This is a genomic window from Candidatus Omnitrophota bacterium, assembly GCA_023227985.1.
GTDB lineage: Bacteria > Omnitrophota > Gorgyraeia > Gygaellales > Profunditerraquicolaceae > JALOCB01.
On sequence record JALOCB010000019.1, the window covers coordinates 1 to 19543 of the forward strand.

Sequence of the window (19543 nt, forward strand, 5' to 3'; positions counted from 1 at the left end):
GAATCACCGGTAAACGCGGACCTGGTTACGCCTGTGCCTGATTCCGGCACCTGCGCGGCTTTGGGTTACGCCCATGTCTTGAATATCCCGTATGAGATGGGTTTGATCCGCAACCATTATATCGGCAGGACATTTATCCAGCCCAACCAGGTGCAGCGCGATTTCCGGGTGCGGATAAAGCTTAATCCGGTGAATTCGATCTTAAAGGATAAAAAGGTCGTGGTGATTGAGGACTCAATCGTGCGCGGCACTACCAGCAGGGCCAGGGTCAAGGCGATCCGCCAGACCGGGGCAAAAGAGGTGCATATGCGGGTCAGCTGCCCGCCGCTGATCAGCCCGTGTTTTTACGGCATAGATTTTCCGACTAAAAAAGAGCTGATCGCCGCCAAGCACAGTATTGACTGGATCCGTGATTTTATCGGCGTGGACAGCCTTAAATATTTAAGCAAAGAAGGGATGCTGGCGGCAATGCCGCTTCCCAAGGAAAGCTTCTGTACCGCTTGCTTTGACGGAAGGTATCCGTCGCGGCTTCCTCAAAAGATATCTAAGCGCATATTGGAGTAAAAACTATGGCAAAATTCATATTCGTTACCGGAGGGGTGATCTCAAGCCTGGGCAAAGGAATTGCCTCGGCTTCCATTGGCAGGATCCTGGAATCGCGGGGATTGAAGGTTACTTTAATGAAGCTCGACCCGTATATCAACGTCGATCCCGGGACAATGAACCCTTACCAGCACGGCGAGGTTTATGTCACCGAGGACGGGGCTGAAACAGACCTGGACCTGGGGCATTATGAGAGGTTTACTCACGCCAAACTGACCAGGTTAAATAATTTTACCAGCGGCCAGGTTTATAACAGCGTTATAAGCAGGGAGCGCAGAGGCGATTACCTGGGCAAGACCATCCAGGTCATCCCGCATATCACCAACGAGATAAAAGACAGGGTCAAGAAGGTCGGCGCTGCTTCTGACGTGGATATAGTGCTGGTGGAGATCGGCGGGACAGTCGGCGACATCGAAAGCCTTCCTTTCCTGGAGGCGGCCAGGCAGTTCGGCCTGGATATGGGAAGGGAGAACGTCCTGTATATCCATTTGACCCTTGTTCCTTATATTAAGGCAGCGGATGAGCTGAAGACCAAGCCATCACAGCACAGCGTGGGCACATTGCGCGAGATCGGGATCCAGCCGGATATCCTGATCTGCCGGACGGAAAGGGCCCTGTCCCGGGAGATCAAAGAAAAGATATCGCTTTTCTGCAATATCCGTCCGCAGTCGGTCATTGAATCCAAAGACGCCCCGACCATATACCAGATACCTTTGGATTTCAAGAACCAGATACTGGACGAGATAATCCTCAGCCATTTCCAGTTGATCTGCAAAAACACGGAATTAAAGGAATGGCAGGAGAATGTGGTGGAAAAACTGCTTAACCCCCAGAAGAAGATCTGTATCGCCCTGGTGGGTAAATATATCGGCTTGCAGGACGCCTATAAATCGATCTATGAGGCCCTGGTGCACGCCGGGATCGCCAATAACACAAAGGTAGAGATCAAAAAGATAGATTCGGAGGAACTGCAAAAGGATAATGCCGGGGATATGCTGAAGGACGTCTGCGGGATACTGGTCCCCGGAGGCTTCGGCTACCGCGGGATCGAGGGAAAGATCAAGGCAATACGATACGCCAGGGAGAATAACATTCCCTTCCTGGGATTATGCCTGGGAATGCAGTGCAGCGTCATCGAATTCGCCAGGAATGCCTGCTGTATGAAAGAGGCCAATTCCACGGAATTCCGCAAGAGCCGCTATCCGGTGATCAGCCTTTTGGAAGAGCAGGCCGATGTCGAAGACAAAGGCGGGACAATGCGTTTAGGCGCGTATCCCTGCAGGCTCAAGCCAGGGACCCTGGCCGCTAAAATGTACCGCAAAACATCCATTACAGAGCGCCACAGGCACAGGTATGAATTCAACAATAAATACCGCAAGGCCCTGGAAAAGAAGGGTATGGTTTTTTCCGGGATATACCCCAAGGATAACCTGGTGGAGATAGTCGAGCTTAAGAATCATCCGTATTTCATCGCGGTGCAGTTCCATCCGGAATTCAAATCCAAGCCTGATGCCCCGCATCCGTTATTCCGGGGCTTCATAAACGCGGCGGGGCGGTTATCAACTCAAAGCAAAAGCGCCCCAAAGGAAAAATGAAAGCCATATTAGCGTTAGAAGACGGGAAAATATTTCACGGTAAGTCCTTCGGAGCCAGCGGGGAAAGCTATGGCGAGGTGGTCTTTAACACCGGGATGACCGGTTACCAGGAAGTGATCACTGACCCGTCATATAAAGGACAGATCGTGGCAATGACCTATCCGTTAATCGGCAATTACGGGATAAACAATGAAGACGGGGAATCGCGCAAGTCTTTTCTGGAAGGCTTTGTGGTCAAGGAATACAGCAAGGTGGCCAGCAACTGGCGCAGCGTCAAATCCCTGGGCGATTACTTGAAGGAGAATAATGTCCTGGGTATTGAAGGAGTGGATACCCGGGAACTGACCCTGCATATCCGTCAGCTCGGCGCAATGAAGGCTGTCCTGTCCACCATTGATCTGGATGAGCAAAGCCTGGTGAGAAAGGCCAAAGGCTCCAAAGGATTGATCGGAGTGGACTTGGTCAAGGAAGTAAGCATTGATGAGAAATATAACTGGAAGCAGAATGCCAAGGCCAAGAAGCTCTTTAAAGTGGTGGTGATCGATTGCGGGGTAAAATACAATATCCTCCGGCAATTAGAGGCCAGCGGATGCCAGGTGATCGTGGTGCCGGCCAGCACTACTTCCGGAGAGATAATGAAGATGAAGCCTGACGGGTTATTCCTTTCCAACGGCCCGGGAGACCCGGCAGCAGTGGATTATGTGGTCAATACCACCAGAAAACTTTTAGATAAACTGCCGATCTTCGGTATCTGCCTGGGACATCAGATGCTCGGCCAGGCTTTCGGCGCCAAGACCTTCAAGCTTAAATTCGGGCATCATGGTTCCAACCATCCGGTTAAGGACCTGAAAACCGGCAAAGTGGCCATTACCGTGCAGAATCACGGGTTTTGCGTGGATATGGAGACCTTGAATAAGAAGGATGTGGAGATTACCCATATAAACCTTAATGATAATACCCTGGAAGGTATGCGCCACAAAAAACTTCCGATATTTTCCGTGCAATATCATCCTGAGGCAGCGCCTGGGCCGCATGACGCCGCGTATTTATTCAAAGATTTCGTAAAACTGATGAAGAAGAATGCCTAAACGTACAGATATAAAGAAAATATTGATCATCAGCTCCGGGCCTATTGTCATCGGCCAGGGCTGTGAATTTGATTATTCCGGGACCCAGGCCTGCAAGGTCTTGCGCCAGGAGGGGTATGAGGTTATCCTGGTTAATTCCAATCCCGCGACCATTATGACTGACCCGCAGACCGCGGACAAAACCTATATTGAGCCGATCACCGTGGATATGGTGGAGAAGATCATCGCCAAGGAACGTCCGGATGCACTTTTGCCTACGTTGGGCGGGCAGACTGCCTTGAATACTGCTGTGGGCCTGGCTGAAAAAGGCGTTCTGAAAAAATACAAGGTTGAAGTTATTGGCGCGGATATAAAGGCGATCAAAAAAGCCGAAGACAGACAGCTTTTCAAGCAGGCGATGCTTAAGATCGGCCTGGACTTGCCGAAAAGCAGCAAGGCCTATACCCTTAAAGAGGCTATGGATGTTGTTACCAAGATAGGTTTCCCGGCGATCATCCGTTCGAGTTTTACCCTTGGCGGAACAGGCGGAAGCGTGGCCTATAATATCGAAGAATTTAAAGGATTAGCCAAGCACGGCCTGGAATCTAGTATGATCAGCGAGATCCTCATTGAGGAATCAGTCATCGGCTGGAAGGAATTCGAGCTGGAGGTTATGCGGGATAAGAAAGACAACGCGGTGATCATCTGCTCGATCGAGAATTTCGACCCTATGGGCGTGCATACCGGCGACAGCATTACTGTAGCTCCGATCCAGACCCTGACTGACCGGGAATACCAGAAGATGCGCGACGCGGCTATTGCCTGTTTGCGCGAGATCGGCGTGGAGACCGGCGGATCGAACGTGCAATTCGCGGTGGACCCCAAAACCGGCAGGATGGTGGTCATTGAGATGAACCCGCGGGTATCCCGCTCATCTGCCCTGGCTTCCAAGGCCACCGGCTTTCCGATCGCCAAGATCGCCGCGAAATTAGCCGTGGGTTATACCCTGGATGAGATACCCAATGACATTACTAAAGAAACGCCTTCCTGCTTTGAGCCTTCGATAGATTATTGCGTGGTTAAAATACCGCGGTTTACCTTTGAGAAATTCCCCCAGTCGGATAATACCCTGACTGTATCGATGAAATCCGTGGGCGAGGCGATGTCCATTGGCCGGACTTTCAAGGAGGCCCTGCAAAAAGGACTGCGTTCTATGGAGATCAAGAAATACGGGTTGGAAAGCATCCTTTTTAAAGACCTCTCGGATATAAAGGCGGATAACGCGGTATGGGAAGAGCTGCGCGCTAAATTAATGACCCCTAATGCCGAACGTTTATTCTATATTGGAGACGCTTTCAGGCTGGGGATGACTGTGGAGCAGATCCATGGCCTCAGCAAGATTGATCCCTGGTTTTTGTTCAATATAAAAGAAATAATCGAATTAGAAAAAGTCCTGAGCAAGAATAAAGATTCCGTTACCAAAGAACTTATGGTTAACGCCAAGGAAATGGGCTTTAGCGACCGGCAACTGGCAAAGCTCTGGGCAAAAGACGAAGCCGATGTTTATCTCCTGCGAAAAAACTTCCAGATCAAGCCGGAATTCAAGCTGGTGGATACCTGCGCCGCGGAATTCAAGGCAGCCACACCTTATTATTACTCGACATACGAGCCGTAAAATGGTATAATTCCTCCAATAGTCACAAAAGAAGGGGTGACGGTTGGAGCTGAAAACATAATATCGCAAGGCAACTCTCAAAAGGGTTGCCTTTTTTGTTTTCGCGGGTCCTGGCAAGGCATTAATTCAGTGAGGCTGTGTCAGTCGCTCGAACATTCCTCGGCCTTCGGCCTGGCACCCGGTCGTATAGTAACGGCCGGTGTAGCCTTGTGGCTTACGGAAACCGCTTGGTGACACAGCCCCACTGGTTCTTACGCCAAACGCACCTTGTTGTCTGCTAAAGCTCAGGGAATAAGAAATAGTTTTTGTTTATCGATAAGTCCTATATGGCGAAAGGCTGTATAGGACTTTTTATTTTGAGTTAGATTTGGCGAGTTTTTACGTCTATTAGTAGTGGGAGGCAAAGAAGAAGTTGACAATACACTAAAAATAGTGTAGACTTGAAATGGACGAAAAGACGGGATACGAAATACTATTTTATAAAACAGAAACTGAAAAAAGCCCAGTAAGAGAGTTTTTGGATGGCTTGCCTTCGAAGGCGCGTTCTAAGATATTAAGATGGTGTGAAAGGCTATCGGTGTATGGGCCTGATCTGCCTCGGCCATATGCCGATACTGTAAGGGGTAAGATCCGCGAATTGCGGGTTATATTCGCTTCAACTCAATATCGGCTGTTATATTTCTTTTCCGGTAAATATATTGTTGTAACGCATGGGTTTATTAAGAAAACGGATGAAGTCCCTTCGAAAGAGTTAGAAAAAGCAATAAATATAATGCGGGACTTTGAAATAATGATCAGGGAAAGAGGTGTTGAGATATGAGAGGAGTAGAAAGGTTTTCTGATTATCTTAAAGAGCAATTGAAAGACGAAGAATTCCGCAATAATTTCGAAGAAGAAGGTGTTTATGCGGATTTGGCGATCCAGGTGGCGAAATTAAGGGAAAAAGAAGGCTTGAGCCAGGCGCAGTTGGCTAAGATACTTAAAACTACCCAGCAAACTGTTTCCCGCCTGGAGGACCCCGGCAATAACAGTCTTTCTTTGGCAACACTTTTAAAACTCGCTCGCGCATTTCGTAAAAACCTGAAAATCCAGTTTGTTTAATAAGAATAAATTAGATTCCTTTACTTCTTGTATTAAAGGTGTATAATAACCCTATGCCTAATACTATTAAGAATGTTGTGCCAGCAGAACCCAATTTGACTTTTTTCGGCCTGGGGATAGCCCCTAAGATCCTGGAGATCTTGGAGAAGAACAAGTTTAAGACCCCTACGCCGATCCAATTTAAAGCTATTCCCATCGGTTTAGAGGGTAAGGATATAATGGGTATTGCCCAGACCGGGACCGGTAAGACCCTGGCCTTTGCCATACCGGTGATTCAGCGCCTGGCCCAGAAGACCGGGAATTGTATGGTCCTGGTGCCTACCCGTGAGCTGGCCCTTCAGGTGGATGAGACCTTCCGCAAGATCGCACCACTGTTTAAGATGAATACCGCGGTATTGATCGGCGGAGCTCCTATGGAGCCGCAGGTACGCCAATTGCGCGCTAATCCCAGGGTGATCATCGCTACTCCGGGAAGGCTGCTTGACCATATGAGCCAATGGAATGTGATGCCCAATGATGTGAATATCCTGGTTATTGATGAAGCGGACCGTATGCTGGATATGGGATTTGCCCCGCAGATCGAGAAGATCTTGAAATTCCTGCCTAAAGACAGGCAGACTATGCTATTTTCGGCGACTATGCCGCAGACGATATTAAAGATCGCCGGCAGCCATATGAAACTTCCGGTAAGCGTGGAGATTGCCCGTTCCGGGACAACCGCCGAGGGGGTTATTCAGGAACTTTTTATCGTCCAGAAGGAAGCCAAGAAAAGGCTTCTGACCAAGATCCTGCAGCAATATCACGGAAGTGTGCTTTTGTTTTCCCGGACCAAGTTTGGGGCTAAGAAGATAACCAGGGGTTTGAGGGATAGCGGGATAAGTGCGGCTGAGATCCATTCCGACCGCAGCCTGGCTCAGCGCAAGGACGCCTTGGACGGGTTCAAGGCCGGACGCCACCGCGTGCTGGTAGCCACTGATATCGCGGCCCGCGGCATTGACGTGACCAATATTGAGCTGGTTATAAATTACGATATCCCGGAAGATCCGGAGAATTACGTGCACCGTATCGGCCGCACCGGCAGGGCCGGGGCTAAGGGCAGGGCTATTTCTTTCGCTATGCCGGATCAGGCCGAGGATGTGCGCAATATCGAGAAACTTATTCAGACTCCGCTTCCGCTGAAGAAGCATCCGGATTTCCCTGAGGAAAAATTTATCGCTGGTTCAAGCAGCGCTAAATCCAGGGGGAATAACCGGCAGCATCATCATGGAAATCGCAACCAGCACAGTCAGCGCAAACCGCAGAAAAATTTCTTCAAGAAATCTTCCAATCGCCGTTTCTAAAACTTTGACCGTTTTATGATAAATCCAGCTAAAGAAAAAGCTTTATCTGATAGATTTGTTAGTTTAGGCGTCCGCCAGGCGGATATTATTGAAAGTTTTATCCGTTCCAGCGGACCGGGCGGCCAGAATGTGAATAAAACTTCCACCTGTGTTTATTTAAGGCATTTGCCTACCGGCATTGAGGTAAAATGCCAGACTGAACGTTCGCAGGCAATGAACCGTTACCGGGCCAGGGTGATCCTGCTGGAAAAGATCGGATCGCGGCTGCTTAGGGAGCGGGCTGAAAAGAAAGCCGCTGCGGAAAAGGCCCGCAGGCAGAAACGCCGGCCGTCCAAGGCAAGTAAATTACGAAATCTGGAAGTCAAACGCAAGCACAGCGCAAAAAAGAGCCTCAGGAAACGCGTGGCGGATTGGGATTAATTCAGTTGATGTACCTGGCCATATAGGAATGGCCAGTATGCGCTTACTGCGCATTGTGTCTTTACAAATGGAGGGTTGGAATGAGTTTGGGCGATATTTATCTTACGCAAAAAGGATTTGAGAAACTGAGCAAGGAACTGGAATTTTTAAAAACCGATAAAAGGCGGCAGTTGTCCAAGGCTATAGGCACGGCAAGGGAGCACGGCGACTTGAGCGAGAACGCCGAGTATGACGCGGCCAAGGACGCCCAGGGGATGAACGAGAAGAAGATCTCCGAACTGGAGGATAAGCTGTCCAGGGCCAGGATCATTGATAATGAGGATATCCCGCACGGCGAGATACTTATCGGAGCCACAGCGCTGCTTAAAGACCTGAAGAGCGGCAAGGAATTCAGTTATACCTTTGTTTCCGAGGAAGAAGCGGATTACGACCAGGGGAAGATCTCAGTTGCCTCTCCTATAGGCGGTGGGCTGTTGGGCCATAAAGAGGGTGAAACAGTGGAGATAAAGATCCCTGCCGGTATATTGCAATACAAGGTTTTGAAGATCACCCGGGATTAGATTTAAAAATTTGTGGATAAAAGAAAAAAATAAGATAGAATATACACATGGCGGATTTCAGCATTGAGAAGAAGATATATTATTATGATACTGACGCCGGCGGCGTAGTCTATTACGCCAATTATCTCAAGCACCTGGAAGAAGGCCGCAACGAGTTTTGCAGGGGCAAAGGGGTTGACCTGGCCGAACTTTCCAAATCCGGGGTGGAATTCCCGGTAGTTCATGTGGAAGTGGATTATAAATCTCCTGCCAGGTACGGGGATACAGTAAAGGTCTATACCCGGATAGAAAAGGTCGGCGGATCGTCGGTGCATTTCTCACAGGAGATCAAAAGGGATGAGACGCTTTTGGTCCGCGCCAAGACTGTCTGGGCGTGCATAGATAAACAATTCAAAGGAAGGCCGGTTCCCGAGCAGGTTAAGGACCGGCTTTTGGCTTAATAGAGAGGAAAAGTATGCCTAATTATGAAATAGTCAGAAAATTCTGCAATCTTACCAAAAAAGAAGCCACGTTCCCGGAGACATACGTAGCCGAGGCGAATGGGGAAGCCAAGCTGATGCGTTATATTGAGGATTGCCTGAGCAAGGAAAACCAATGCCGGCATCTCGGATGTAAATACGCCGCGGGCGATAAGGACCCGTTGGTATAATTTTTTTATAGAGGCATTAGATCTCTTAGACGGTTTAATCATGGACGGAGAGATGAATAAAGATATCGGTTTTGACAACGAGAAATACCTGAAGGAGCAGACCAGCTCGATACTTGACCGGGTAAAGAATTTCGACAATAAGCTTTATTTGGAATTCGGGGGAAAGCTCTGCTACGATTACCACGCTGCCAGGGTTCTGCCGGGTTATGACCCGAACGTCAAACTGAGGCTTTTGCAGTCGCTTAAGGATAAGATTGAAATAGTAATGTGTATTTACGCCGGGGATATTGAAAAAGGCAGGGTGCGCGGGGATTTCGGGATCACCTATGACGCGGCTACCCTGAAGCTGATCGATGACCTGCGCAAGTGGGACCTGGATATTTCATCCGTGGTGATCACCCGTTTCGCCAACCAGTCTTCGGCGGTGATCTTCAAGAACAAGCTGGAGCGCCGGGGGATCAAGGTCTATCTGCATTATCCTATTGAAGGTTACCCGGCGAACGTGGACCTGATCGCCAGCGAAAAAGGGTTCGGCAAGAACGATTATATCAAGACGCATAAACCAATTGTGGTGGTCACCGCGCCCGGGCCGAACAGCGGAAAACTTTCAGTCTGCCTTTCCCAGCTGTATAACGAGCATAAGAAAGGGGTTAACGCCGGTTACGCTAAATTTGAGACATTCCCGATATGGAATATCCCGTTGAAGCATCCGGTTAACGTGGCTTATGAAGCGGCTACCGCGGATATCCAGGATTTTAATCTGGTTGATCCGTTCCATTTGAATGCCTACGGCCTGACCGCGATAAATTATAACCGGGACGTGGAAAGTTTTCCTATCCTTAAACTGATCCTAAGCCGGATCCTGGATAAACAGGCGGCAACCGCGCCGGTGTATAATTCTCCTACCGATATGGGGGTTAACCGCGCGGGCTTCGGTATAATCAATGACCAGGCGGTCCAGGAAGCGGCCAAACAGGAGATGATCCGCAGGTATTTCCGTTATAACAGCGAATATATCATAGGCATAGAGAAACAGGAAACCGTGGACAGGATCACCCTGCTGATGGAAGAGATGGGGGTGAAGATCAATGACCGGGTTGTTGTTCAGGAGGCCAGGGCTAAGGCTGAAAAAGCCGAGAAAAAAGGCGAGGGTAATGAGGGGATATGCTGCGCCGCGGCCATACAACTGTCTGACGGCAGGATCCTTACCGGCAAGAATTCCCGGCTGATGCACGCCGCCTCAAGCCTTATTTTGAACGCGGTAAAAGTCCTGGCCAAGATCCCGGATGAGATACTGCTTATCTCCCCGCATATCATCAACCAGATCACCAAGCTTAAAGAGGGGATCCTGGACGCGGGGACGACCAGTATGGACCTGGAAGAGACATTGATAGCCCTGGCTATAAGCGCGACCACTAACCATACCGCTGAGCTGGCGATGAAGAAATTGATCGAGCTGCGGGGCTGCGAGGTGCATATGACGCATATCCCCACTCCCGGTGACGACGTCGGGCTTAAGAGGCTCGGGGTCAACCTGACTACCGACGGTAAATTCTCATCACGCAATCTCTTTGTAGCTTAATATGGCGCAAGCCGGCAATAAGGACAAACTTAAATTCGTTATTTTCCTCGCTGCCCTGGCGTTATTATGGTATCTGGGCGGCAAATTCCCTGTAGATAGCAACCCCATCCGGGAAACACTCTCAAAATATCCGGTCATACTAAGCGGGCTGGTTTTTATCCTGGCGTATGTCACGGTCACTTTTTTTATCTGGTTTTCCAAGGATATCTTCCGGCTGATCGCCGCGGTTTTATTCGGGCCGTTATTAAGCGCCGGGCTGGTCCTTTTGGCGGAGACGGTAAACGCGTTCATTTTATTCCATCTGGCCAGGTATATGGGCAGGGGGTATGTCGAGCATAGCCAGCAGAAGGGCCTGAAGTCCTGGGATCGGCGTTTAGCCAACGCCGGCTTACCCTGGTTATTTATTTTTCGGTCTGCTCCGCTTATACCCTTCCGCTTTATGGACCTTGCTATGGGCCTGACCGGGATAAGCTTTCGCAAATACCTTTTGATAGTCCTTTTAGGCTCTTTTTTGAGGATACTCTGGATACAATATGTCCTGGCAGGGGTGGGGCAGGCGGCTCTGGGAGACCCGAAAGCTATCGCGCAATATTTTAACAGCCATAGCGGGATCTTTGTGGCGAGCCTTATCTATCTGGCCCTGGCAATAGCAGTTCTGGTGAAATTAAAACACAAGGAGTGATCTTATGGGTATCAAACTGAAATGCATGGGCGGGACCAGGACAGTGACCGGCTCCAGCCATCTTGTTACCTGCAGTTCCAGCAAGGTGCTCCTGGACGCGGGGCTGTTCCAGGGCCGGCGCGACCAGTTCTATGAGAAGAACTCTAATTTCACCTATAACCCCAGGGAGCTGGACGCGCTTTTATTGTCCCACGCGCACCTTGACCACTGCGGCAATATCCCCAGCCTGATAAAAAGAGGGATGCGCTGCAAGATATATTCGACGCACGCCACCCGCGACCTGTGCAAGCTGATGCTGGAGGATTCCGGGCATATCCAGGAAGAAGATATCCGTTATGTGAATAAAATAAACCGCAGGCTGGGAAAGCCTTTAAGGAAACCGCTGTACACCAAAAAGGAGGCGAGCAAGGCAGCCAAGCGCAGGTTCCAGACATTCTCCTACGGCCATCGTTTTTGCGCGGCCAGGAATGTCTTCGGCACCTTTTACGACGCCGGGCATATCCTGGGTTCGGCTATCGTGACGCTGGATATACAAGAAGGCGAAAAGAACACAAAGATCGGTTACGCGGTGGACCTGGGCAGGAATAATCTGCCTATGCTGAATAACCCGCAGGTGCCTAAAGGCCTGGATTATCTTATCGTGGAGACCACTTACGGCGGCAGGATGCACGCGCCGATCGATGAGGCGCAGGGCAGGCTGCAGGAGGCGATCCTGCGGACGATCGAGCGCAAAGGAAAGATCATTATCCCGGCGTTCACCCTTGCCCGCACCCAGGAGATCCTTTATTTCCTGAGCAATATGATAAAAGAAAAGGCCATACCCGTCATCCCGGTATATGTGGACAGCCCGCTGGCCACCGATATAACCGAGGTCTTTAAATACCATAATAATTATATGAACCCCCAGACCAATCAGGCGATTAATAACGGGGACAGCCCGTTTGAGTTCCTTAACCTGCATTTTGTCCGCGACCAGAAAGAATCAAAGACGCTGAACGCCGATAAAAGGCCGATGGTCATTATCGCCGGGTCAGGGATGTGCGAATCCGGAAGGATTCTGCACCATTTGAAGAACACTATTGAGGATTCCCGCAATACCATTCTGGTGGTGGGGTATATGGCTAAAGACACCCTGGGCCGCAGGATAGTGGAGAGGGAGCGTTTTGTGCATATATACGGCGTAGAACATCAGCTTAACGCCGAGGTGGTGATATTGAACTCTTTGTCGTCACACGCCGACAGGCAGGGGCTCTTTGAGTTTATTTCCGCATGCCAGCCTTTGAAAAGAGTCTTCCTGGTCCACGGTGACGAAGAGCAGACATTCGCTTTGTTCGATTCCCTGAAAGAGAAAGGCATTAATAACGCGTATATGCCTTTGCAGAACGAAGAGATGGAATTGCCTTGACCGGAAGCCAAAATACGTGTAGAATCTAAGTTCGAGTTAAAAACTAAAAACACTAAGTGGAGGTAAACATGGCAGGCGGAAAATCTACACCTAAGAAAGATAAAAAGACCAAGGTTGCACAGGGCGAGTTGGTGAAAACCGGAAAGATCCTGATCAGAGGGGTCGACGGCTATAAAGCGGGTAAGAACGTGAAGGGTTTGGGCACGATCTACGCGCTTTGCCCTGGTAAAGTGAATTTTACCCGCAAGAGGATCGCGCAGGGCAAGGTAAAGACGTTTATCAACGTTATCCCTGAATAATGACCGCTGGTGATGATCTTTCGGGAACCCTGGCGCAAAAGGCGCACAGGTATTCTTCGATAAAATACTGTCTGGCAATATCGCAGACAGTATTTTTTTTATTGCTGCTTGTTCTTTTTATATGGTCCGGGGCATCACGCGCCCTGGCCGCGGATATCGCGAAACTGCGGTTGAGCGGGTATTTGACGTTGCCGGTTTATCTATTCGCGGTTTCCCTGGCTTACTCTATCCTCAGCTTCCCGATAACTTTCTATCAGGGGTTCATTATTGAGCATCAGTTCGGCTTAAGCCGCCAGGGGATCGGGCCCTGGTTCATCGATCAGATCAAGTCCGGGGCAATAGCTTATCTGTTCGCTGTATTGCTTTTGGGCTTGTTTTATTTCATCGTTGGGCGCAATCCCGGCCAATGGTGGTGGATCGTTTCCATCGCCTGGTTTTTCTTTAATGTTATATTGGCACGGCTTGCCCCGGTGCTGATAATACCGCTTTTCTTCAAATGCACTAAATTAGCCGATGAGGGCTTGCGCCAAAGGATAATCAAACTGGCTGCTTCGATGAAGATCTGCCTGCTTGACGTGTTCGAGATCAACTTGAGCAAAAAGACAGTCAAGGCTAATGCCGGGCTTACCGGTTGGGGAAAAAGCCGCAGGGTGATCCTTGCCGATACGCTTAAGGCGGATTATACCGCTGATGAGATCGAGGTTATCCTGGCACATGAATTCAGCCATTATAAGCTCAAGCATATGATAAAGCTTATTTTATTGAACAGCGCGGCTACGCTTTTGGGGTTTTATCTTATATTTAAAACCGGATCGTGGGCATTGTCCGCGTCGGGTCTGGGCTCCTGGCTGGATATCCAGGCTATGCCGCTTATCTTTGTTTACTTCACGGTATTTTCGCTGTTCACCCAGCCGTGCGAGAATTATTTCAGCCGCAGGTTCGAAAGGCAGGCAGATAGTATGGCCCTGCAATATACCGGGATGAATGAGGCGTTCATCAGCGCCATGGACAAGCTGGGCCGCCAGAACCTGGCCGACCGCGACCCGCGCCCTTTGATCAAATTTTTCTTTTTCGACCATCCGCCGATAAGCGAGAGGATCGCGGCTGCCCGGCGTTCGTAGTGGCCCTGGACCGATTTTATCGTTGAATACGGCGGATTTTAGAGTTAGAATTGTATTATGACCAGCCAGCCCGATAACAAAGAAATAAGCTTAGAGGAGTTCCTTAAAAGCCTGCGCATAGCCTTTAATTACATCCTTCTTTATTCCAACGAACACAATTCCTTTGTCAAATCCGTGGGTGAACTGCGCCAGGCCCTGAATACGCTCTTCGCCTTTATGGAGCCGGTGACAATAGGGTTTACCCCTGACGCCCTGGTAATAGACGGCAAGACGTATAACAAACTGGCCCTGCATAAAGAGTTGGCCAAGATGTTCCACGCCCGCAAGGTCAAAAGCATCCAACTGCGAAAAGGCGTTAGTATTGCCGAGCTGCTTTTGCTCCTGGAAAGGTTGTCTATGCCGACCAAAGAGATACTGGAAAAAGGCGGGGTGAGCCGGATGATCAACCCGGCTGTGGCCAAGAATATGACCGTGGAAGACCTGGATTATTCCCGGTTATTGACGCCGGAGGGCGAAGATATCTCCGAGGTCTGGTCCTTTATGTTCACCGACGGCGCAGGCAAAGAAAACCACGATAAGATAAAGGAATTCGCCGACAATTTTGATGCGATCATCGCCAAATTCAAGGCCAGCGACCTTATTGAGAATAACGAATTGAACATTAACCTGGGCAAATTCCTCGCGTATATCCGCACGAAAGACGAGGATAAATTCCGCAAATGCAGTATGACATTGCTGCAGATGCTCTTGAAGACCAAAGGGCTTCTTGTGCCGGAAAACCTGCACAAGATATCCGGGTTCTTTGTCGACCTTGATGAGCGGGATATCGCCGATACTATCGGTGAAGCTATGGCCTCCGAAGAGGGGGCCGATCCGCAGGCGTTCGCTTTTTTCTCCAGCCTTTTCGGCAAGGAAAAAGGGGACAGGGTGGCTTTGTCCTTTTCCGATAACGTAAAAAGCGGCAGGGCGGCGGGGCTTAATGCCAAGGTCAGCAAAAAGGTCAAAGAGCTTTTTATCTTCGGGGAGAATTCCCTTGTCCCGGAAGTTTATCGCCACGCCATAGCGTCACTTGTCGAGGGGGATGTCTCAGCGCACAAGGATTTTTCTTTCGACCGCCGGCTTATCCAGGAGAATTACCGGTTCATACTATTGAACCTTCTGGCGGATGAGGATGACGGGTATAAGGCCGGGTTTATCCTGGAAAAGCTGTTCAGCCAGTGGGATAAGATAATTTCCGAGCGCAGCCCCGGGTATCTAAAGTCCATCGCCGAATTCCTGGAACGCAAGAAGGGCGCAGACGGGCAGGTCCCGGCGGCAATAGCGCAGTTGGCAAAACGGTTCACGGATTTCCTGGAGGATATGGCCTGGGAGGAGAATATCACTCCGGGCCTTCAGCCTTTCCTTGACCGGCTTTCCCGCAGTTCGGCGGGCGAGGAATTTTATCTTCGCCGGATCTTCGGCGAGAATAAAGTAAACCCGCGCGTATTAAAGCTTTTTTTCAAATTTTTTCCCGGCGCCGCCGAGGAGTTCAAGCTGCGGTTGGAGAATAAGTCCGGGGATATAGAATTCCTGGCCAGGATAATAGAAGCCTTTAAAGAGCTTGATTCCCCGATCAGCCTGGTTTGCCTGCGCCATATTTTTTCTTTCGGCAACGACCAGGTAAAGATAGAGGTGTTGAAAGCTATGGCCGCAATAACAGATTATGACGAAGCTCTCCTGATAGGGACGCTTAAACAGGGGCCCGGCCTGCTCAAGAAGGAGGCTATGGCGGTTTTGCTCAGAACAGAGGAGTTGAAGGAAAAAGGGGCCGGACTGCTTTTTGCGGCGTCCAATCCCTGGGGCAGGGAGAACAACGCTTTGCTTGAGAGCATGGATATAGCGGATGAGCTGGATTTGCGGCCAGCCGCCAAATACCTGGCGGTATGGGGCAAGAAGCCGTTTTTCTGGCACGCTCCGGTGCGCAACAGGGCAAGGCAGATACTGGAGAAGTGGAAATGTTAGGCAAGATCGAGAATGCCTTCCGGGGATTGATCAACGCGCTGCAGATCGCCAAGCTTTACGGTGCGGAGCATCAGAAAGTCGGGAAGTTCCTGGAAACGGCGAATGAAAAACTGCAGGAGGTCCTGGCCGAGAGGCCTGAGCTGGTGATCGGGATCGTCGGGGATGAGCTGGCGTTCGAGAAAGAGATACTTTTCGACCTGAGCCGGAGCATCCAACCGATGATCGCATATCTTAAGAGCCGCGGCGTGGAGAAGATCGCTTTTCACCGGGGCTTGACCAGCGATGATCTGGCTAAATTTGTTTCTTTCCTGATGCTTCCCAAGGACGAGTATAAGAAAGAGCCCCAGGAATATCTTGATGCCGCAGGCGTGCGCAATATCAGCGTGGGCAAGTTAAAGGGGGCCGGAGCGGGAAACGTCGACCAGCCCGAGGAAATAACCCGCGCGGTTGATTTTCTGAACCTTTATAACGGCTCGCTGGATAATTTCTCGCAGTCCATGGAGAATGTCCTGGACGCCAAGGATATGGATTACATCAACCTGAGGTTCAACATCACCAATATGATGGAGACTATGGTCGGCAGGCACCAGGAATTATTGAAGCTGGCCGCGGTCAAGCGCTATGACGTGAACACCTTTGTCCATACAATGAACGTCTCGATCCTTTCGATGTTCTTCGCGTCCCGGCTGGGCCTGGCTAAAGAGGATATTCTGGATATAGGCATCGCCGCTTTATTCCACGACATCGGAAAGGTCTATATATCGCGCAACATCATCAAGAAGACGGACAAGCTTACCGACGCGGAATTTTCGGCGGTCAAAGGGCATACTGTTTTCGGCGCAGAGATCCTCCTGAAATATGTGGATACCCTGGGGATGCTGCCTGTGTTGGTGGCGTTCGAGCATCACTTGAAGCCGGATTTTAAAGGTTATCCGAAAATGGCGTTTCCGCATAAGCCGCATCCGGGTTCGATCATTGTCTCCATCTGCGACGTTTATGACGCGCTTTTGCAGCGCCGCAGTTACAAGTCCCCTTATCCTCCGGATATGGTCCATGAGATAATGATGAAATCCCGGGATAATGTCTTTGACCCCGGGCTTCTGGACACCTTTTTCAATATAATGGGGGTTTGGCCTATCGGGACCCTTGTGGCTTTAAGCGATAAGAGCGTGGCTGTGGTCCGCGACGAGAATGAGGACGATAAATTCCTGCCTAAGGTGGAGATCGTCCATCCGGCTGAAAACCGGCAAATGGTCGATCTTAGAGAGACGAAGGATAAGATCGCGATAGAGAAGTTTATTGACCCGCAGACAGAGGGGAAAGTTTATTCCAGCCTTATTTGATCTTTCCGGCAGTAACCTTTAAGAGCCCTTCAGCATATCCGCTATGACCCGGGCCGCTTTTTGGCTGGCGCCGTAAGCCCCCAGCTTTTGCTTTATATCCAGGAGCTCCAGTTTTAACTGGCTGAGCCGGTCTTTGTCCTGAAGCACCGGGATGAGGTAATCGCAGATGGCCTTAGGATTGCATTGGAACTGGATGAATTCTTCGCAGACCTTCTTTTCTTTTACCACATTGACCAGCCCGATATAAGGGATCTTGATCATCAGGCGGATAAAAGCCCAGGTCAGGAGATTTACCGTGTAGAGTATGACCATCGGCGTCCCGAGTATGCCTGTTTCCAGGGTCGCTGTTCCGGAACAGACCAGGCTGAAGTCGCTGGCGGCAATGCCGTCGTAGGTGGCGTCGGAGATCATTTTTATCGGCAGGTTAAACCCGGCCAGGGCCTGGTCGAAAGCCTCTTTTTTTACCGTCGGAGAGCGCAGTATCAGGAATTGCGCCCGTCCGTAGAAGTACTCGTTGATCTCCTGGGCGCTTTTGAGCATTACCGGCAAAAGCGTCCTTACTTCTTTTTCCCGGGATCCGGGCAAAAGGGAGATGGTCAGTTTATCCCGGGACAGCCCGTGTTTGGCCAGGAACGCCTCTTTCGGCTCCTGGGTCTTTACCACATCGAGCAGGGGATGGCCGACAAAACTGACCGGGATGTCGTTCTGGCGGTAGATCTTCTCTTCAAAAGGGAACAAGACGATCATCCGGGCGATGTTCTTCTTGATGGACCTCAGCCTGTTCTTTCCCCAGGCCCAGACCTGCGGGCTGATGTAGTATGCGACCGGTATCCCCAATTCACGCAGCTTCTCGGCAAGCCTGAGGTTAAACCCCGGGTAATCCACCAGGATAGCCAGGTCGGGTTTGTCTTTTTGGGCCTCTTCCAATACCCGGCGGAATATTTTTTTAAAAGTCTTAAGGTTCTTCAAAACTTCCCAGAAACCGATGACCGCCAGTTTTGTGAGGTCGTAATAAAGCTCAACGCCCGCTGCCTTTAATTTATTCCCGCCCAGGCCGGCAAAGCGGACCGAGGGATATATCTTTTTTATCTCGCTGACCAGGTGCGCCGCGTGCAGGTCTCCCGAGGCCTCGCCGCAGACGATCAGTATTTTCTTGGGTTTTTCCATATAAGGTTTTTTATCTTAAGGGCCACTTTCAGCGCCTGGCGGGCTTCCTTGCCGTCGACAATTGGCTGTTTATGGTTGGATACGCAGTCTATGAACGAGGATAATTCTTTTTTTAAAGGGTGATCTTTTTCTATTTCCAGGGCTTCTTTGAATATGCCGGATGGGCCTTTGCGGTAGATATAGGCCTGCTCGCTCTTATAGTCCAGGGATATGTAGGCGTCCTTCAGGAATATCCGGATCTTGCGCATTGTCTCGTCGGATATGCGGCTGGCGGTAAGGTTGCATACGCAGCCGTTCTTAAAGGTTATCCTGGCGTTGGCGATGTCTTCGTATTCAGTCAGGACGTTTGCCCCTACGGCCTCGATCCGCTTGATCGGGGAATTTACCAGCCCAAGGATGATATCTATGTCGTGGATCATCAGGTCCAGGACCACGCCGATATCCAGGGAACGGTTGGGAAATAAGCTAAGACGGTGGCATTCAATAAAATAGGGGTTTTTGAAAAATTTATGGGCGCAGGAGAACGCCGGGTTGAAGCGCTCGATATGGCCTACCTGCAGGATAAGCCGGTTTTTCTGGGCGGCGCGGATCAGGGAATCCGCTTCTTTAAGGTTGCTGGTAAAGGGTTTCTCGACCAGGGTATGAATGCCGCGGGACAGGAAATCCAAGGCTATTTTATGATGGAGCAGCGTAGGCACGGCTATGCTTACCGCGTCGATTTTACCGAAAAGCGCTGTATGGTCGGTAAATCCCGGGACCTGCAGGCCGGCGCTTATTTCATCGCAGCGCTGCTTGTTCGAATCGCAGATCCCTGCCAGCTCGCAACCGGGTATCTCTTTATATATTTTGGCATGCAGGCTGCCGAGGTAGCCTGTTCCTATTACAGCCACTTTGATTTTGGACATATTTCGATATTAGCAAAGCACTCGACAA

General features: G+C 50.1%; 20 protein-coding genes. 18 read left to right on the forward strand and 2 right to left on the reverse strand.

Going from position 1 to position 19543, the window contains the following annotated elements; all coding sequences use genetic code 11:
- From M0R35_05140 to M0R35_05225, 18 genes are all read left to right on the forward strand, one after another.
- On the forward strand, positions 1–564 hold a 564-nt coding region (locus M0R35_05140; protein MCK9595045.1), incomplete at its 5' end, for an amidophosphoribosyltransferase.
- Positions 565–569: 5 nt separating this feature from the next.
- A complete protein-coding gene (locus M0R35_05145) occupies positions 570–2198 on the forward strand; it encodes a CTP synthase (protein MCK9595046.1) in 1629 nt (542 codons plus the stop codon).
- Positions 2195–3286: a glutamine-hydrolyzing carbamoyl-phosphate synthase small subunit gene (gene carA, locus M0R35_05150; protein ID MCK9595047.1), complete on the forward strand. Its 1092-nt coding sequence runs from the start codon at positions 2195–2197 to the stop codon at positions 3284–3286. The genes M0R35_05145 and carA overlap by 4 nt, the downstream gene beginning before the upstream one ends.
- Positions 3279–4940 (forward strand): carbamoyl-phosphate synthase large subunit, encoded by a 1662-nt coding sequence (carB, locus tag M0R35_05155; protein ID MCK9595048.1) that lies wholly within the window; start codon positions 3279–3281, stop codon positions 4938–4940. The genes carA and carB overlap by 8 nt, the downstream gene beginning before the upstream one ends.
- A gap of 445 nt (positions 4941–5385) precedes the next feature.
- Complete coding sequence (locus M0R35_05160; protein ID MCK9595049.1) at positions 5386–5760, forward strand: type II toxin-antitoxin system RelE/ParE family toxin; 375 nt, start codon at positions 5386–5388, stop codon at positions 5758–5760.
- Complete coding sequence (locus M0R35_05165) at positions 5757–6041, forward strand: helix-turn-helix transcriptional regulator (GenBank protein MCK9595050.1); 285 nt, start codon at positions 5757–5759, stop codon at positions 6039–6041. Before M0R35_05160 ends, M0R35_05165 begins: the two co-directional genes overlap by 4 nt.
- A gap of 53 nt (positions 6042–6094) precedes the next feature.
- On the forward strand, positions 6095–7381 hold the full coding sequence (locus M0R35_05170; protein ID MCK9595051.1) for a DEAD/DEAH box helicase: 1287 nt from the start codon (positions 6095–6097) through the stop codon (positions 7379–7381).
- A gap of 15 nt (positions 7382–7396) precedes the next feature.
- Complete coding sequence (locus M0R35_05175; GenBank protein MCK9595052.1) at positions 7397–7801, forward strand: peptide chain release factor-like protein; 405 nt, start codon at positions 7397–7399, stop codon at positions 7799–7801.
- 86 nt (positions 7802–7887) lie between these two features.
- Positions 7888–8361 carry a transcription elongation factor GreA gene (gene greA, locus M0R35_05180; GenBank protein ID MCK9595053.1) on the forward strand — a complete coding sequence of 158 codons (474 nt, stop codon included), beginning with the start codon at positions 7888–7890 and terminating at the stop codon, positions 8359–8361.
- A gap of 47 nt (positions 8362–8408) precedes the next feature.
- Positions 8409–8801, forward strand: a complete 393-nt coding sequence (locus tag M0R35_05185) for an acyl-CoA thioesterase (protein MCK9595054.1) — start codon at positions 8409–8411, stop codon at positions 8799–8801.
- A gap of 14 nt (positions 8802–8815) precedes the next feature.
- The gene (locus tag M0R35_05190; GenBank protein MCK9595055.1) at positions 8816–9010 is read left to right on the forward strand and encodes a hypothetical protein; all 195 of its coding nucleotides are present in this window, start codon (positions 8816–8818) and stop codon (positions 9008–9010) included.
- Between the two features lie 52 nt (positions 9011–9062).
- Positions 9063–10592 carry a DUF1846 domain-containing protein gene (locus M0R35_05195; protein MCK9595056.1) on the forward strand — a complete coding sequence of 510 codons (1530 nt, stop codon included), beginning with the start codon at positions 9063–9065 and terminating at the stop codon, positions 10590–10592.
- 1 nt (position 10593) lies between these two features.
- Positions 10594–11274, forward strand: a complete 681-nt coding sequence (locus tag M0R35_05200) for a VTT domain-containing protein (GenBank protein ID MCK9595057.1) — start codon at positions 10594–10596, stop codon at positions 11272–11274.
- A gap of 4 nt (positions 11275–11278) precedes the next feature.
- A complete protein-coding gene (locus tag M0R35_05205) occupies positions 11279–12679 on the forward strand; it encodes an MBL fold metallo-hydrolase (GenBank protein ID MCK9595058.1) in 1401 nt (466 codons plus the stop codon).
- Between the two features lie 68 nt (positions 12680–12747).
- Entirely contained in the window at positions 12748–12978 is a 231-nt protein-coding gene (locus M0R35_05210; GenBank protein ID MCK9595059.1) for a 50S ribosomal protein L27, read from the forward strand.
- A complete protein-coding gene (locus M0R35_05215; protein ID MCK9595060.1) occupies positions 12978–14099 on the forward strand; it encodes a M48 family metallopeptidase in 1122 nt (373 codons plus the stop codon). Before M0R35_05210 ends, M0R35_05215 begins: the two co-directional genes overlap by 1 nt.
- Before the next feature lie 57 nt (positions 14100–14156).
- The gene (locus M0R35_05220) at positions 14157–16100 is read left to right on the forward strand and encodes a hypothetical protein (protein MCK9595061.1); all 1944 of its coding nucleotides are present in this window, start codon (positions 14157–14159) and stop codon (positions 16098–16100) included.
- Complete coding sequence (locus tag M0R35_05225) at positions 16094–17443, forward strand: HD domain-containing protein (protein MCK9595062.1); 1350 nt, start codon at positions 16094–16096, stop codon at positions 17441–17443. The genes M0R35_05220 and M0R35_05225 overlap by 7 nt, the downstream gene beginning before the upstream one ends.
- Positions 17444–17461: 18 nt before the next feature.
- Here the strand turns inward: M0R35_05225 and lpxB are convergent, their stop codons facing one another.
- Together lpxB and M0R35_05235 are read right to left on the reverse strand one after the other, a co-directional pair.
- A complete protein-coding gene (gene lpxB, locus M0R35_05230; protein ID MCK9595063.1) occupies positions 17462–18610 on the reverse strand; it encodes a lipid-A-disaccharide synthase in 1149 nt (382 codons plus the stop codon).
- Positions 18586–19515: a Gfo/Idh/MocA family oxidoreductase gene (locus M0R35_05235; protein ID MCK9595064.1), complete on the reverse strand. Its 930-nt coding sequence runs from the start codon at positions 19513–19515 to the stop codon at positions 18586–18588. The genes lpxB and M0R35_05235 overlap by 25 nt, the downstream gene beginning before the upstream one ends.
- Positions 19516–19543: the final 28 nt, after the last annotated feature.